Here is a 15,694-nt window from a genome sequence, read left to right as displayed (position 1 = left end):
TACGAATTTAGTCGTTAGAAAGACTATAAACGTACGATGCAACAACGTGGATTTTGTCATCACCCAAGGTTTTCTTGAATGAAGGCATAACACCATTTCGGCCGTAGGTTAGTGTTTCAGTAACCGCACGATGGCTTCCGCCATATAACCAAATGTTGTCAGTCAGGTTAGGCGCACCAAGTGCTTGGTTACCTTTACCGTCCATACCATGACAGGCAGCACATGCAGCAAAGCGAACTTTACCTGCATCAGCAAGTTGCTGGTCAACATCACGGCCGCTTAGGCTTAATGCATATTCAACCACTTCTTCGATGCCTTGCTCACCCATAACATCTATCCATGCTGGCATAGCGGCTTTACGGCCTAACGTTAGGGTTTCAACAATTTTTGCACCCGAACCACCATATAACCAATCGTTATCAGTAAGGTTAGGGAAACCACCGTTTTGCCCGCGAGCATCAGAACCGTGACACTGAGAACAGTTTTGCATAAACAAACGCTGTCCTACTTTATTCGCTTCAGGGTCGTTCGCTAGCTCCTCAACAGGAATTTGCGCATACGCTTCGAAAATTGGGTCGAACTTTTCAGCTGCATAATCCAACTCACGATCGTACTCTACAAACTTGCCTTGCTCTTTTGCATCGATACGCGCTTGCGCCGATTCTTCAAGCGTCAATATGCCTTGGTTTGAGCTCTTCCAGCCAAATAAGCCTTCGTATGAACCCAATCCAGGATAAAGGGCAAGATAGATAAAACCCCAAATGATTGTCATGTAGAACATGATTGTCCACCAACGAGGAAGTTGGTTATTCAACTCCTCGATGCCGTCAAATTCATGCCCCATTGATTCTCCTTCTGGCACGCCTGTTTGGTTAGACAAACACCAGCGCAGAAGGAAATAGCAACCAATGATTAACCCTAGGGTTATCACTGAAATCCATATTGTCCAAAACATACTCATAAGTTCGAGACTCCTGCTAATCTTCTTTTGATTTTTCTTTGTCTTCGTCTGCGAAAGGCAAATTCGCCGCTTCATCAAACTTTTGCTTGTTGCGGCTACTAAAAGCCCACCAAACTATGCCAATGAAACTAACAAAGACGATGACAGTAAAAATGCTACCTACTATTCCTTGATCCATATTATTTCAAATGTGTGCCAAGAGATTGTAGGTATGCAATAAGGGCTTCCATTTCAGATTTACCCTGTACTGCCGCTTGTGCTCCCGCGACATCTTCGTCGGTATACGGTACGCCAAAGCCTTGGAAAACTTCCATCTTCTTGGCGGTTAACTTACCGTCAAGTTTGTTTTCTGCAAGCCATGGGAAACCAGGCATATTCGACTCAGGTACCACGTTACGCGGATTAAGCAGGTGAACACGATGCCATTCATCACTGTAACGCCCACCAACACGTGCTAGGTCAGGACCAGTACGCTTAGAACCCCAAAGGAAAGGGTGTTCCCATACTGACTCACCAGCAACACTGTAGTGACCGTAACGTTCTGTTTCGGCACGGAACGGACGAATCATCTGACTGTGACAACCAACACATCCTTCACGGATATAGATGTCACGGCCTTCTAATTCTAATGCTGTATAAGGACGTAAGCCTGTTACCGGTTCCATTGTTTGCTGCTGAAACATCAGCGGCGTAATTTGAACCATGGCACCGAAGCTAATCGCAACAAGGATTAGCACGGTTAACAGGCCGACATTTTTTTCAATTAACTCATGTGGATTTTTCATTATGTCGTCTCCTTATTACGCTGGCTGAGTTGTAACATCAGCAGCGATACTACCTTTAGGGGCACGAACGGTTTTCCATGTGTTGTAGGCCATGATAAGCATGCCAGTAACCACGAAACAACCACCAATGAAACGAACCACATAGAAAGGTTTAGACGCTTCAAGCGATTCGACAAAGCTATACGTTAATGTACCGTCAGCATTTACTGCACGCCACATTAGCCCTTGAAGAACACCTGACATCCACATTGCTACGATATATAGCACCACACCAATTGTTGCTAACCAGAAGTGAACATTAACAAGACGTGTGCTGTACATCGCTGGCTGACCAAACAGGATAGGTATTAAGTGGTAAATAGAACCAATTGATACCATGGCTACCCAACCTAGTGCACCTGAGTGTACGTGGCCGATAGTCCAGTCTGTGTAGTGAGACAGTGCGTTAACTGTTTTAATTGCCATCATTGGGCCTTCGAAGGTAGACATACCGTAGAAAGACAATGAAACAATTAAGAAACGTAATACAGGGTCAGTACGCAATTTATGCCATGCACCAGATAGCGTCATTATACCGTTTATCATTCCGCCCCAAGAAGGAACGAATAGAATGATAGACATCACCATACCTAGCGACTGTGTCCAATCGGGTAGGGCAGTATAATGTAAGTGGTGAGGACCAGCCCAAATGTACAATGAAATCAATGCCCAAAAGTGAACAATAGATAATCTGTACGAGTAAACTGGGCGACCTGCTTGCTTAGGAACGAAGTAATACATCATGCCCAAGAAGCCAGCAGTTAGGAAGAAACCTACTGCGTTATGGCCGTACCACCACTGCATCATGGCGTCTACTGCGCCTGCATACAATGAATAAGACTTAGTGAAAGACACCGGAATGGCCATGCTATTACCAATGTGCAATACAGCAACGGTAAGCATGAACGCCCCTAAGAACCAGTTCGCAACATAAATATGCGACACTTTTCGGATAACTAGGGTTCCGAAGAAGTTAATGATATAAGCGAGCCAGACTAGCGTAATCAATATATCGATTGGCCATTCTAGTTCAGCGTATTCTTTCGAGCTGGTTAAACCTAAAGGTAGAGAAACTACTGCCAATACGATAACGGCTTGCCAGCCCCAAAACGTAAATGCAGCAAGTTTGTCACTGAACAGTCTAACCTGAGAGGTACGCTGAACGATGTAGTATGACGTTGCGAACAACGCACAGCCGCCGAAGGCAAAAATAACGGCATTGGTGTGCAAAGGACGCAGACGCGAAAACGTTAGCCATGGTGTGTCAAAGTTAAGCATAGGTGCAAATAATTGCGCGGCAATAAATACCCCTAGGCCCATACCAATGATACCCCAGACTATGGTCATAATGGTAAATTGCCTAACTACTTTATAATTGTAGTCAGGTTGTGCTTGGCTTATTTCACTCATTTTAATGAATCTTCCACTTCAAATGAACTATGGTCTCCAACAGCCGTTCAAGTACGGTCTAGACATGCGAAAGCAACGGAATAACGCTTCACACCGAGCTCGGAAAGAGTAATAATTATAGTCTCCAAGCCAGTTGGTACGCGGATGATAAGGTTTTTAATTACAAAAAGATACCATAAACTACCTGAGCTTGATCTCCATCAATGAAGAAATATACAAAATTTAAGAAATGCTAAATAACAGTAACAAAAAGAGATCATTTTATTCACAAAGGTGGCTTACCCCGCTTTGCATTTTTCTCGTTGCAGTATGTGTATTTGCAGTGCATCAATACCAAATGTCCGCTACGCCTTCTTCGGGCTCCATAAAGGAAATAGGAGAGAGCTGTACATTTGTCAACGAGCACTGTGAATTTTTAATACATGGCAGGCATGCTTACGCGGAATTTTCAGAGAAAGTAGAACCTGAAACCTCTATTACCTTAGTACTCGATTTACCTGTAGGCACAAAGATAGAAAGTGCTTGGATAGAGGGCGTGAACATGTACATGGGTAAAGTGCCCGTGCTGCTTGAAAATAAACACAATGGCGAATGGTCAGGTTGGTTTATGTTGGGAAGCTGTAACGAAGAAAAAATGAAATGGCAATTGCGGTTAAATATAGAAGGTCAGGCAGCACCAAGCTACCTGAACTTCGAAACGACAATGTAGTATTAATTACATTTGAGACTGCAAGTAGTTAGACAAGCCAAGGCGTTTCACTAAGCCAAGTTGTTGCTCTAACCAATGGGCGTGATCGCGCTCGGTATCGTCAAGCAGTACAACTAAGATGTCACGTGTTACGTAGTCTTTTTCAGATTCACATAGCGCGATGACTTCTTTAAGTTTTGCATCTACTTCATATTCAACACGAAGGTCGCTCTCAAGCATTTCAGGTACATCTGAACCTACTTTAAAGCCAGTTCGCGTGACCATGTCTGGTACGCCTTCTAAAAACAGCATACGCTCGATAAGTTTAGTGGCGTGGCCACGCTCATCGTCAAATTCGTGATCGATACGCTCATAAAGTTTAGTGAGCCCCCAATCTAAATACATTTGAGAATGAATGAAGTATTGATCCATAGCGGCCAATTCGTAAGAAAGTAGCTCGTTTAGACCTTTAATGATGGTTTGATTACCTTTCATTAGTCATCTCCCATTACTTGCGCCTGAAGGTAGTTTTCAATACCCATAGCGCCAATTTGATATTCTTGAGTTTCAATCCAATCTAAATGATCTTCTTCGTACTCTAAAATTGATTCTAGGATGTCGCGCGTAACGTAATCCTGCTTCTCTTCGCACAGCGCGATAGCTTCACGTAACAGTGGTAGCTGCTCTTTTTGGAACCTGGCATCGCAGCTCAGCATTTCCTCAGTATCTTCACCAATGTAAAGTTTGCCCAACGCTTGAAGATTAGGTAACCCTTCTAAAAATAGAATGCGCTCAATCAACTCATCTGCTTGCTTCATGTCTTTAATCGACTTTTTGTAGTTCTTTTCATTGAGCTCTTGTAAGCCCCAATTCTTGAACATACGTGCATGCAGAAAGTACTGATTTATAGACGTTAACTCACTGGTGAGTACATCATTCAGCTTCGCGACGACTTGTTTGTCACCTTGCATAATAAAAACCTTAATTATCAATATGACGCTAGTGTAGAGTGAAAATACGCAAATGTCAAAAAATTACTTTAAAAACAAAGGCATACAAATAGAAATGGTTATCACTTCATCCTTTGTTTGCATTAAGAATAGTCGACTATTTTTGTTGCGTATTTGCATAGGCTAAACTTTCTTCGGCAAAACCTAAACCCGCCTCGGTGAAAAAGTTAAATACTTTATCAACGCCTTGTTCTAGCAAATGATTAACTTCATCTTCATACCGTGCGATCGCTGCTACTTTACCGGTATAACCCGCGTTTCTAAGCTGACGGGTGATATTGATTGCATCTTGTATAGAAGGCAGCGCTAATAAAATTAAGTGAACATTTTTAAGTTCTAGGTTGTCCCACAAGTCTACATCTTCACCATCACCGCAAATAACGTTTAAGCCTTCGCTGGCCATCTGCTTTACTTTCACTCTATCGGCGTCCATACCCCATACACTCACCTCGGCAAGTTTAGACAGCGCATTAAACGCACCTTGCCCAACCCGTCCCATTCCCAATACTAAAAACTCAGCTTTGTGCAAAGCAGGGTAAATGTCTTCTTTAAGCCGGCGGTTTTTTTCGAAACGTTTAATCGTGTCTTTATATTTATGATATTGAGAATGCGAGGTGCGATACAGCACACTAGTAATAACGAAAGAGACTGACAATGAAAGTGCAATCACTACTAACCAGCTTTCAGCCAATAAACCCAGAGATACCGCAAGCGCGCCTACAATAAGTCCAAACTCACTAAAATTAGACAGCACTAGGCTGCTTAAGTAAGACGTTCGGCCTCGTAATCGAAGTGACGTAAATAAGCCAAAGAATAGGGTGGCCTTTATAGGGATAAACAAACAGAATACCAATGCGATAATAATCATATTGAAATCAGGAAGCGCGGTCAGCCCGATGGTAAGGAAGAAGCCTATCAAGAATAAGTCTTTGAAACTAAGCAACGATTTAGCAAGCTCACTGGCCTTTTCATGTTGCGCTAACATAATGCCAAATATCAGAGCACCTAGATCGCCTTTGATATTCACCAGCTCGAATAGGTGATAGCCGCCTAAGGCAAGAATGAACCCAGTAAGAGGGAGTAACTCTCCGTGACCTGACTTATTGATAACACGGTTAATAAGCGGCATCGCGGGAATAAGTGCCAACAACCCAAGTGCCCACACCGAAGGGAGTTTGCCTGTGGCAGCCACTAAAAATATAACAGCAAACACATCCTGCATAACCAAAATACCAATGGCAAGTCGGCCATGACGGGTTTTACTTTCACCGCTTTCTTCTAGCACCTTAATAACACAAACCGTACTGCTGAAGCTTAACGCAAAAGCAATCAGCGTAGCGCTTTGCCACGTTAGCCCTTCTATATACTGGCTGGCTACAGCAGCAATGCCATATACACCGCAAGTCACGATGCCCACCCAGATGAGGGTGTGGGTAATACTACCGGCCCATACTTCGCGTTTACTTAAGTCGCGAATGTTTAACTTTAAACCAATAGTGAACAACATGATGGTAATACCTAAGTTGGCTATCTTGGTAAGATCATCAGTGAGCGTGTAGCCTGAAAAGTTGAGTAAAAAGCCCGCGACTAAGTAACCTACTAACGGGGGGATCCCAATAAGTTTAACCGTTAAACCGCAAACAAATGCGAACAGAAGAAATGCATACTCCATGAATTACCTTTCACCATTTCGATTAATTAGTACCAATAGAAATGTCTGTAGTCCGTTTAAGCCATGACATTTCTACCTCACATTCTTACATTAGTTAGCGCGGCGATCACACAAAATGCTCAACACGCTGATGTATATAGAAGTGTTTAGATTAGCATGTAATGAAACACGAGCGAATGGGAAAAGATAGATACCATTATGTTGCGTTTATATCACTGTAGGTTTTAGCAATTAAAGATATAGTAATACGTAAACATGCCGCTTAATAAAACCCAAAATTGTGTTGGAACAGTAAAAACTGATAATCACACATGGAGTAGCTATGCGAAATCAAATCTTAGGAGCCTTAACGGCATTATTTATTTTTAACCTACTGGTAGGTTTTTACTGGCATCCAGCGTGGTGGTTTCTATTATTAACCGTGATGTTACTCGTTTTAGCAATCGTCGACACAGTCCAGAACAAACATTCGATTCTAAAAAACTTCCCATTAATTGGAAGAACTCGCTGGACCGTTGAAACACTGCGGCCCTTTATACAGCAGTATGTTTTAGAATCAGATACTGGCGGCGCACCTATTTCACGTATGTTTCGCTCTATTGTGTACCAACGAGCTAAAAACAGCAGAGAAACAATTCCTTTTGGCACCCAATTAAATACTTACGACGATGGTTATGAATGGATAGGGCATTCATTATCGGCCCGTGATATTGATGAAATGAACCACGATCCAAGGGTAACAATTGGTGGAAAAGACTGTAAGCAACCTTATCTTGCAAGTATTCTAAATATCAGTGCGATGAGCTTTGGTAGCTTGTCTAAAAATGCCATTCTGGCGCTTAACAAGGGCGCAAAGAAGGGGAACTTTTTCCATAACACTGGGGAAGGTGGGTTAACGCCTTATCACGAAGAAAACGGTGGTGACATTGTTTGGCAAATTGGTACTGGCTATTTTGGGTGCCGAACCAAAGACGGGAAGTTTGATGCCGACCTGTTTAAAGAAAAAGCATGTTTGCCGCAAGTTAAAATGATTGAAATAAAGTTAAGCCAAGGCGCTAAACCCGGCCATGGCGGTATATTACCGGCTTATAAAAATACACCCGAAATAGCGAAAATTAGAGGCGTAGAGCCAGGTACTCAAGTAGATTCACCGCCTCGTCATAGCGCTTTTTCTACGCCGTTAGAGATGATTGATTATATACAAAAGCTACGCGATCTAAGTGGCGGCAAGCCTATTGGGATTAAACTCGCGTTAGGTAGAAAAAGTGAATTTATTGCCATGTGTAAAGCCATGGTAGAAACCGGTATTACACCCGATTTTATTACCGTAGATGGCGGTGAGGGTGGTACAGGCGCCGCCCCGTTGGAATACACAAACTCAATTGGATTCCCGCTTAGAGAAGCACTGGCATTTGTAGACGATTGTTTGATTGGTTTCGACTTAAGAAAACAAGTTAAAATTATTGCCTCAGGTAAAATTATTTCAGCATTTCAACTTGTTAAAAACTTAAGTTTGGGCGCAGATATTTGTAATAGTGCACGAGGTATGATGCTAGCGCTTGGTTGTGTGCAGTCGCTTTCGTGTAACACTAATAAATGTCCAACCGGCGTTGCAACGCAAGATCCAAAGCTGGCGAAAGGGCTAGATGTAACGGACAAATCTGAGCGAGTGTATCGCTTTCACAAAAAGACGCTGCATGCGTTAATGGATATGCTGTCTTCAACCGGCCATGTAAGTACAACAGAATTAAACCGCACGCATATATTTAGACGGGTAGACCAAGCAAGTATCGCACGTTACGACGAGATTTTTCCACTAGTGAAAACCGGTACACTGTTAGGTGATGATATTCCAGAGCGATTCAAGCTGCACGTCAAAGAAGCTAATTCTGATAGCTTTATGCCGTGCAGCTTATTGGCTGAAATAGAAGAAGAAACGAAATCAGTGTCTTAATTTCCACTTTGAGCATCTTGTTCTGGCATGCGTAATTGATACAAACGATACTCAGAAGTTCGATAGGGGACGACTTTATATTTAGGTTGTAAATAAGCAACTAAATCAATGAGTTCCTGAACAGTAAGTACATTGTTCATATTACGCATGCGAGACTCTCCATCTACGGAAGTCATACTAACAGGCTGCCTACGCGTTAACTTATGTGAGGGATTTATCACGCTGGTGACCAGTTCTCCGTAGGTTGTGATCCTGCCGCTGCTTCCCCCTAGAGGGATTGGTTTAGGCACTAGATAAGCATGATCTTCTGGCATCGTTATGCCTTCTATTTGGTGACAGTCTGTACACTGGTACTTCTGAAATGCCACTTTACCAGCGTCTGCATTTCCCTCAGGTAAGCTAAACCCCCGAGGCGAGTCTGGTCCTAAATCGCATCCCGCCAATAACAACGCGATTAATGGTAATGCAGTAGTAAGTTTTGCCATGTTCACGACTCCAACTTTATTATTCTGAAATTTCATTATGGTGCAAAACTAGAACGGCGAATTGATTTCAATCAAAGAAATGTGAAGAGAAGTTAACTATATTGTGATTATCCACTCCCGTTAATGGAACGAACTAATGGACGATTACAAGACTGTTTTAGTACCTATAGATGTGTTTTCAGACTATTCGCAAATTTTAGCGAAAGCCCTGCGGGTAGCACCAGATCCAAAAAACGTTCATCTACTTTATGTGGCATTTCCACAGACTAACGTTGAGCCATACGGACTATTTTTGGAACGTGACTATTCACAAGACGTACAAGAACAAGCAATGACAAAATTGAAAGACATTGCGGCAATCAACAATATTCCAGATACTAACGTAAATGTAGAAATTGGTTCACCTGCAGATGAAATACATCACTTAGCTGAAAAGTTAAACGCCGATTTGATTGTGATAGGCACACATGGTCAAAGTGGTCTTCGGCTTCTACTAGGCTCGACAGCAAATGCTGTGCTGCACGGTGTAAAAAGAGATGTGTTAGCGGTAAAAATCTAAACACTGAGACATAGCGAATGACATTGATACCTGCTCTGAACGACTCTTAACATATCTGTCATTTAAATAAGTTAGTGTCTAGGAATTATGAATAAACACTGTAACGTTATGCCACCAAAGCGCTCGGGTTTTACTCGTTTTTATTTTGCTACTATCTACTCTTATAGAGGAATAAAAGCGGCATTTTCCAGCGAAGCCGCGGTTAGGCAAGAAGTTGTAGCAATGGCAATATTACTTCCCATTGTGTTCATGCTTGAAGTAACAAACAGCGAAAGAGTGTTGTTACTCTTCTCACTGTTTGTCGTACTAATCACAGAACTACTTAACACTGCCGTGGAAAAACTATCAGACCACGTAAGTACTGATATGCACGAACTGATAGGGAAGGCCAAAGATATTGGATCGGCGGCGGTATTTATCAGTTTGATACTCGTGTTGGTAACATGGGGAATCATCTTGATGTAAAAATATTAAAAACGTAGATTTGAGAAGATGTACGTTTATCTACAATAAGATGGCTAACCTATTACATAGTTTCTGGGCTTTTCTTATTGTCATAACTCTGCTCAATTAGCTCTACCACAGAACTACTTAAGTTCTTTAAATGTGATGCATCAACACGACTTTCACCGCCGTGATTTAAATCGGAAATAGTGAACACCACATCCTCGCCGCTAGAATTCACATGAACGAGTACATTATCTTCCTCATCGACAAATGGCACTTTGATATAAAGCGGCTCATTGTTGTCAGCAAAGTAGTCAATGGCTTCATCAATTGAAGTAAATGCTGGTTTCTTTTCCGGATGAAGTGACCACGTTTTAGATGGAATGACGAGCTCTGCAATTGTTTTACCGTGTGACGGGTTAATACCATTAGACATAACATTTCCTTTTTTAATACCTATGCTAGTTGATACGAAGCCATTCGATAATTGGGTTCAATTTTGATAGCAAACACGGAAAAAGAAGTGGGAGATTTGGAAAAGAGAAGGGGAAAGACGGGAACGCACAGTGTAAAAAGTTACGCGTAACTTCATGAATAGGTTAACACTATTAATATCAATAAGATATGCAATTAGTGTTCTATCCCAAAGAATTACACAACTAGGACAAATAACGAGGTAAATCCAATATCGAGCACGGGCAGTTGAATAAAACCTAAAATTAACGTTTAAATTTTTCTGATAACTTAGCCATTCCGCCTCGTTTCACATTAGCTTGTTGCGTATAGTGACCAGGCATTTCAGGGGACTGCCAGCCTCCGGCCAATTGGAGTTCGGGCAAGGTAGCACCATTTTCTGCAAGTGAAACTGCGCCACCAACTCTGCCACTATGAGGCGTAATGTTTTCTTTTATTCCTGCACGGGCAGCAACTCGTTTCCATATTCGATAAACACTGGAATAATCGAGAATTGAAGATTCAGTTAATGGTGAATGTTGATGTGTATTTGGCTGTTCGTTATAAGGCAGCAGCGCATGCCCGCGGTTTGAAACACGGCGAAAAAGAATACCTTTGTTTATGCGGCGAGGATCATCAATTAGTCTTTCGCTCTGTGTCTTAGCATCAAAGTTAGCCTCTGCAATATATTCATCAACCATATTAATAGTACTAGTAGAAATAAATCGATGTGAACCCTTGCCGCTTTGATCAGACTTTGATGTAACAACTAACAATGCATTATTGCGTCTACTAATATGCTCAGCACATACACGTACTAGCTCATCAGCGCGTAAGAGTGCATCGAACATTAAGTTCATAATCGTTAAATCGCGCATTTCTAATAATGTGTCTGGAATAATCTTATTGTTTATTTCGTCCAATAAATCGATAGTAAGCGGAACGGCTTGGTTATGACTAAGTTGGAACTTACGATTTTCAATAAGTGACAAACGAACGAAGTCCCGCAGATACACCGATTGGATGATAGGATTCGGAAGTTTCGCAATGCCTAAAAATTTACTCAGCGCTGATAGGCGGCGTTTGATAGTTCTGTAGGCGAGGGGAGACTTACACAGTTCTTCTACATAGCGTTTAATTGCGTATTCGTTATGAGAGAAATCATCACTAAAACTGTCGATACGTTCTGACTGGCAGAAAATGGCGAAGTCGTTAAAGTCACTGATATAAGCGCGTTGGGTATTGCGAGGTAGCTTTGTAAATATGTCACGAAAATACGCATCAACATATTCAGCTCGTTCTGTATTGGTACTGTCACCATCGACAATAGACAGTTGTGTATTTGAACCAGGTTTGAATATAGACGACATCTAACTAACTCATTGTTTTCACGACAATTTGGCTAACTAATTTCATGCATGATAATTACAGTTATCATGCGTGAAATTACTGAAGTAGCCCTATACTAACCCGATTCTACACACTTAAACTGTTGTTATATACAGCTGTAATGGTAATAACCACATTTTCTTTTTTAATCGGCTATTTATTAAACGTGCGCTACGTAAAATTTAACGGTATATACCTCTATTATGCGCTTAGATTTCACGTAGGAGCGCGTTAAAATTACTCAAGTTTCAACTTTACTGAGGCTAATATTACTCCCAACAATTAACATATTCAGTACTAGGTTAAGCGTATATTCAACTAGCATCACTTATCAATAAACACCTTACAGCCTGTATACGTTGTTTTTAGGCATAAAATATCCTCTCTAAAAGACACAATAAAAATTGATGCAACACACAAAGTATAAAATTTGAATTATAAAAAGGTTAGGTGTCTTACCAGCGGCAAGAAAAGTAAATAAGAAGTACTAGATAATCACCGCGTTAAATTAGATGGAGCTAAAATATGAATATCGTGTTGTTAAACAAATCTAATTACTAATAATAACCCTGACATTATCATTGATGCATAAACACGATAAGGTCTCGTTGAGACACACAAGCACATAAATAAAATAACTGACTAATTTTTTTCCATATAAAAATACTCAACACGCTTAATAAAGCGTCGTTAGTAATAACCATACGTAACGTATTTATAAAGCCGCAATAAACTATTAATAATGTTCGCCACGCTGCAAATTTAATAGTAAGTACATAATCCACGGTAAGCTTCTAATCATTTTCCTTAAGATTGTCCTTTAGAAAGTAGTTTCCATTTCAGCCAAATAAATTTAAACATATCGGTAAAACACACCTAAACCTAGGACAGGGAACAGCCTTAGTACTGGCCACAGCGGGATAGAGAGTTGGGAATGCATCGACACATGAACGCGCCTACCTACATAGATAGGCTGAACTACCGTTTAGGTCACTGAAATTCGATATTTTAACGTAAGTACCTGTTTTTTATATATAGGTCATTTAGTTTTAAAGTTTTCACTTAACGTTACCGCGACAGATATCGCTGAATAAAATGTCATTAAAACTACAAAACCTTTGGGCCTATCATCATAAATTTTATAATAGAAAACCTCTGGATTTGCTCCAAAATTTTTTGTCTCGCTTAAGAACGATGTTACACGCTCAATAGTATCGTCAGTTATTCTATTTACTTCATCAGAATTTATAGAGCTCAAATCACGTAATTCATTGCTCATAACAAGCGTGGCGCCTTCCCACTTACTTTGAGTGTGATGGTAATACAATCCACATGCTATGTGCGATAACACGCTGTCAAAACGTCTTAGGTCGATTGAATACGCTGCAGTGTGTTCTACTTTTCCATCGGGATGTTTCAGCATTACACGTTGATAGTTATCTAAAAAGTTCGAATATGTGTCAGGTCGACGGTCAATTGCTCGCATGATCTTGGTATTAAACAGCTGCTCTTTTATGTCATTTCCATGAAAGCACGTAGACAGACAAAACACTAAATACTCATCGTCTTTACTCTTACTATTATTGTGTTCCTCGCAAGATGGTACCGTAATTAATTCTTTGCGTAGACTGAGCTCCCTAAGCACATCTTTTTGTTTTGGAAACAATGCTTTCGGAGGAATATGCTCCTTCGTTGTCGCTAAGGCATCGCACATGTAGCATGTTGTCTTTCGCATTAGCTACTCGACTTTTCTGTCTTTACCAGACGATGCACGTCGTTTTCGTTCTACCTGGACATAAACCGTATCGGTCGTTGCACTACTAGAGTGCCCTAAATCTTCGGATAAATCTTTCAGTGGACGATCTCTTTCAATCTCCATGCTGGCACCGGTGTGACGCAAGTAATGTGTCGTTGCTTCATTTAATTTCTGTGCGGCTTCTACTCCATGTTCAGACTTCATCTTGTCGAAAGCCTCATCAAAAACATGCTGTACAAGCCTGGAAATTTGACGACTCGTTAAACCACCGCGACCGCGAATTTTTTCGACCAAAACGGTTTGTTCACCTTTGGATGGTAACGGTGACAGTCCACGCCATTCTCTATATCGTTTCAAAAACGTGAGATAACCCGGTGGTACCGTGATATCTCTAATCTTTTTGCCTTTTCCATAGGCCTTAAACCACCAGTTATTGTCCTCATCAGTCCAAAAATGGCTCATTAACGGTGTCCAGTCTTGGCGCTCTGAAAGCTCTGAAAGCCTCAGAAATAGGGTTTTCATGGTAGCAATAACGAATAAATTGCGTTCCACAAGCGGATCGTTATCTGCCATCTCAACCGCAGTATCCAAGAGATATTGCCATTGCTGCTCCGTTAATCGACTGATCGTTTTCACCTGACTGTCTTTAATCATATATTTGCAGTCACGTTTTGCTAATGGAATAGGATTGCCGAAACAAATTTCTTCATCGATGAGATGACGGTAAAAAGAACTTAATGCCACAAAGGTAGATTCGAGGGTTTGCAATGACGGTTGGTACTTTTTCGGATCGAGCACTCTTTCCTTATCGTATTTTGGCGGCGTTTGTCTGAACGGCGTCCACTTAAGGTTTGAAGCAAAATATCCGTTATTGAGGCTAAATCGATCATGGAGCTGCGTACTTATCCATTTAACTGGTGGCGCCACACAAAAATCAATGTATCGCAAAATATCTGCTTTACGTAAGTCGTCTACTGGCTGCTTATCCACCATGAAGACCCACAGTAGAAACTTTTCGATGTCATTTCGAAAACGCACATACGTGTGCTGTGATTTGTTGCGACCGATATATAAAAGATATTCTTTCGCCCAGTCCCAGTGCTGTCTCATCCATATTGGTTGCTTATCTAAGAATGAACTTAGTTGTGGATAGTCAGACAGACTGAGCTCTGCCAGCTCAGTATACGTGGGAAACAACGGTGTAGGTTTTGTGATTGCCAAGAGTGTTGTGATTGTTAGTTAAGATGCAAACACTATAACTTACCTGCATACGTTATGTCTAATACTAAACCGTATTAGACATAGGAGGATTTTAAAGATAGGATGTTCGACGGTGATAATAAACCTTTCCTCTCTGACGAACAAAGGTAAATTTAATTTGAAATGGCAAGGCGAATATTGTTTTGGTGAAACCTGGATTGCGTTTCGAGGTATGAGCGCAGAAAATAATTTGCATGCCCATGCCGCTCTGCAGTTGGTTGCAGGCGCAGGCATTACTGTTACCGATGACAACACATTTGAAAAACAAGGTAATGGGTGGTTAATTCCCTCAGGTGTTAAACATAGAATTACTACATCATCACCCATCGTCATTCTACTTATTGAACCAGATTCTTTTTTTGCCGACGCTCTGCAACCCTCTCAGCAAAAAGGTTTAATAGTACAAAGCCTCTCTCTGGAAATGTTAGACACGTTGTTAGCGGATATTCCTTTGCGTGACATGATGAATAAGCTGGAAACACTTTATCATCAAAATAACAGTGTCATTGACGCACGACTAATCTCGGCGATGACTTATCTCAACAGTATCGATAAGCGCCCGACTGTCGAGCTTATCGGGAAACATGTAGGTCTTTCAGTCTCTAGACTTCGCGCCTTATCGACACACTACCTTGGCGTCCCATTTTCAAAAATCATTGTATGGAAACAGGTAAACTTGGCATTTCAATCATTAGCAAAAGGCGCTTCCTTAGCGGATGCCGCTTATGATGCAGGCTTTGCCGATCAAGCTCATTTTACACGAATTCTGCGCGACACTATTGGCGTAACACCAGGACAAACCCAAAATATGGATAAACAATAGGCG

At 41.3% G+C, this 15,694-nt stretch carries 17 protein-coding genes; 5 read left to right on the top strand and 12 right to left on the bottom strand.

Going from position 1 to position 15,694, the window contains the following annotated elements; translation table 11 throughout:
* Positions 1-7 precede the first annotated feature (7 nt).
* Genes ccoP through ccoN form a run of 4 tightly spaced genes read right to left on the bottom strand, consistent with a single transcriptional unit; the run spans position 8 to position 3,195 of the window.
* Complete coding sequence (gene ccoP / locus AAC006_RS11290) at positions 8-961, bottom strand: cytochrome-c oxidase, cbb3-type subunit III (protein WP_041452524.1); 954 nt, start codon at positions 959-961, stop codon at positions 8-10.
* A gap of 16 nt (positions 962-977) precedes the next feature.
* Positions 978-1,139, bottom strand: coding sequence for a cbb3-type cytochrome c oxidase subunit 3 (locus tag AAC006_RS11285; protein ID WP_013784114.1), 162 nt, complete (start codon positions 1,137-1,139; stop codon positions 978-980).
* 1 nt (position 1,140) lies between these two features.
* Positions 1,141-1,746, bottom strand: coding sequence for a cytochrome-c oxidase, cbb3-type subunit II (gene ccoO, locus AAC006_RS11280; protein WP_013784113.1), 606 nt, complete (start codon positions 1,744-1,746; stop codon positions 1,141-1,143).
* Between the two features lie 15 nt (positions 1,747-1,761).
* The gene (gene ccoN / locus AAC006_RS11275) at positions 1,762-3,195 is read right to left on the bottom strand and encodes a cytochrome-c oxidase, cbb3-type subunit I (RefSeq protein ID WP_013784112.1); all 1,434 of its coding nucleotides are present in this window, start codon (positions 3,193-3,195) and stop codon (positions 1,762-1,764) included.
* 322 nt (positions 3,196-3,517) lie between these two features.
* Here ccoN and AAC006_RS11270 point away from each other — a divergent pair, with 322 nt between their 5' ends.
* Positions 3,518-3,904: a hypothetical protein gene (locus AAC006_RS11270; RefSeq protein ID WP_260563534.1), complete on the top strand. Its 387-nt coding sequence runs from the start codon at positions 3,518-3,520 to the stop codon at positions 3,902-3,904.
* A gap of 6 nt (positions 3,905-3,910) precedes the next feature.
* On the opposite strand, the gene bfr (AAC006_RS11265) is transcribed toward AAC006_RS11270, so the two are convergent.
* From bfr (AAC006_RS11265) to AAC006_RS11255, 3 genes are all read right to left on the bottom strand, one after another.
* The gene (bfr, locus tag AAC006_RS11265) at positions 3,911-4,378 is read right to left on the bottom strand and encodes a bacterioferritin (RefSeq protein ID WP_057791833.1); all 468 of its coding nucleotides are present in this window, start codon (positions 4,376-4,378) and stop codon (positions 3,911-3,913) included.
* A complete protein-coding gene (gene bfr, locus AAC006_RS11260) occupies positions 4,378-4,854 on the bottom strand; it encodes a bacterioferritin (RefSeq protein WP_057791831.1) in 477 nt (158 codons plus the stop codon). The genes bfr (AAC006_RS11265) and bfr (AAC006_RS11260) overlap by 1 nt, the downstream gene beginning before the upstream one ends.
* Positions 4,855-4,990: 136 nt before the next feature.
* Positions 4,991-6,565, bottom strand: a complete 1,575-nt coding sequence (locus AAC006_RS11255; protein WP_126873333.1) for a cation:proton antiporter family protein — start codon at positions 6,563-6,565, stop codon at positions 4,991-4,993.
* Positions 6,566-6,887: 322 nt separating this feature from the next.
* Here AAC006_RS11255 and AAC006_RS11250 point away from each other — a divergent pair, with 322 nt between their 5' ends.
* Positions 6,888-8,519 carry an FMN-binding glutamate synthase family protein gene (locus AAC006_RS11250; RefSeq protein WP_126873334.1) on the top strand — a complete coding sequence of 544 codons (1,632 nt, stop codon included), beginning with the start codon at positions 6,888-6,890 and terminating at the stop codon, positions 8,517-8,519.
* Here AAC006_RS11250 and AAC006_RS11245 read toward each other — a convergent pair.
* Positions 8,516-9,004, bottom strand: a complete 489-nt coding sequence (locus AAC006_RS11245) for a c-type cytochrome (RefSeq protein ID WP_339349187.1) — start codon at positions 9,002-9,004, stop codon at positions 8,516-8,518. The two genes, AAC006_RS11250 and AAC006_RS11245, sit on opposite strands and share 4 nt — an antisense overlap.
* A gap of 136 nt (positions 9,005-9,140) precedes the next feature.
* Between AAC006_RS11245 and AAC006_RS11240 the strand changes: the two genes are divergently transcribed.
* Together AAC006_RS11240 and AAC006_RS11235 are read left to right on the top strand one after the other, a co-directional pair.
* The gene (locus AAC006_RS11240) at positions 9,141-9,563 is read left to right on the top strand and encodes a universal stress protein (RefSeq protein ID WP_013784105.1); all 423 of its coding nucleotides are present in this window, start codon (positions 9,141-9,143) and stop codon (positions 9,561-9,563) included.
* Between the two features lie 87 nt (positions 9,564-9,650).
* Positions 9,651-10,028 carry a diacylglycerol kinase gene (locus AAC006_RS11235; RefSeq protein WP_339349188.1) on the top strand — a complete coding sequence of 126 codons (378 nt, stop codon included), beginning with the start codon at positions 9,651-9,653 and terminating at the stop codon, positions 10,026-10,028.
* 61 nt (positions 10,029-10,089) lie between these two features.
* Here AAC006_RS11235 and AAC006_RS11230 read toward each other — a convergent pair whose 3' ends face one another.
* The 4 genes from AAC006_RS11230 to AAC006_RS11215 all read right to left on the bottom strand — a co-directional run bounded on the left by AAC006_RS11230 (position 10,090) and on the right by AAC006_RS11215 (position 14,829).
* Positions 10,090-10,446 carry a hypothetical protein gene (locus tag AAC006_RS11230; RefSeq protein WP_339349189.1) on the bottom strand — a complete coding sequence of 119 codons (357 nt, stop codon included), beginning with the start codon at positions 10,444-10,446 and terminating at the stop codon, positions 10,090-10,092.
* A 283-nt stretch (positions 10,447-10,729) separates the two neighbouring features.
* Positions 10,730-11,833 carry a tyrosine-type recombinase/integrase gene (locus AAC006_RS11225; RefSeq protein ID WP_339349190.1) on the bottom strand — a complete coding sequence of 368 codons (1,104 nt, stop codon included), beginning with the start codon at positions 11,831-11,833 and terminating at the stop codon, positions 10,730-10,732.
* A gap of 1,058 nt (positions 11,834-12,891) precedes the next feature.
* Positions 12,892-13,587 carry a hypothetical protein gene (locus AAC006_RS11220; protein WP_126873338.1) on the bottom strand — a complete coding sequence of 232 codons (696 nt, stop codon included), beginning with the start codon at positions 13,585-13,587 and terminating at the stop codon, positions 12,892-12,894.
* Positions 13,588-13,590: 3 nt separating this feature from the next.
* A complete protein-coding gene (locus tag AAC006_RS11215) occupies positions 13,591-14,829 on the bottom strand; it encodes a site-specific integrase (RefSeq protein ID WP_049588607.1) in 1,239 nt (412 codons plus the stop codon).
* Between the two features lie 157 nt (positions 14,830-14,986).
* Between AAC006_RS11215 and AAC006_RS11210 the strand changes: the two genes are divergently transcribed.
* On the top strand, positions 14,987-15,691 hold the full coding sequence (locus tag AAC006_RS11210; RefSeq protein ID WP_015067768.1) for an AraC family transcriptional regulator: 705 nt from the start codon (positions 14,987-14,989) through the stop codon (positions 15,689-15,691).
* Positions 15,692-15,694 lie beyond the last annotated feature (3 nt).

The sequence above is a fragment of the uncultured Alteromonas sp. genome (genome assembly GCF_963976965.1).
GTDB classification, from domain to species: Bacteria; Pseudomonadota; Gammaproteobacteria; order Enterobacterales; family Alteromonadaceae; genus Alteromonas; species Alteromonas naphthalenivorans.
The sequence above is the reverse complement of the archived record's forward strand: the minus strand, read 5'-3'. Positions and strand labels throughout refer to the sequence as shown.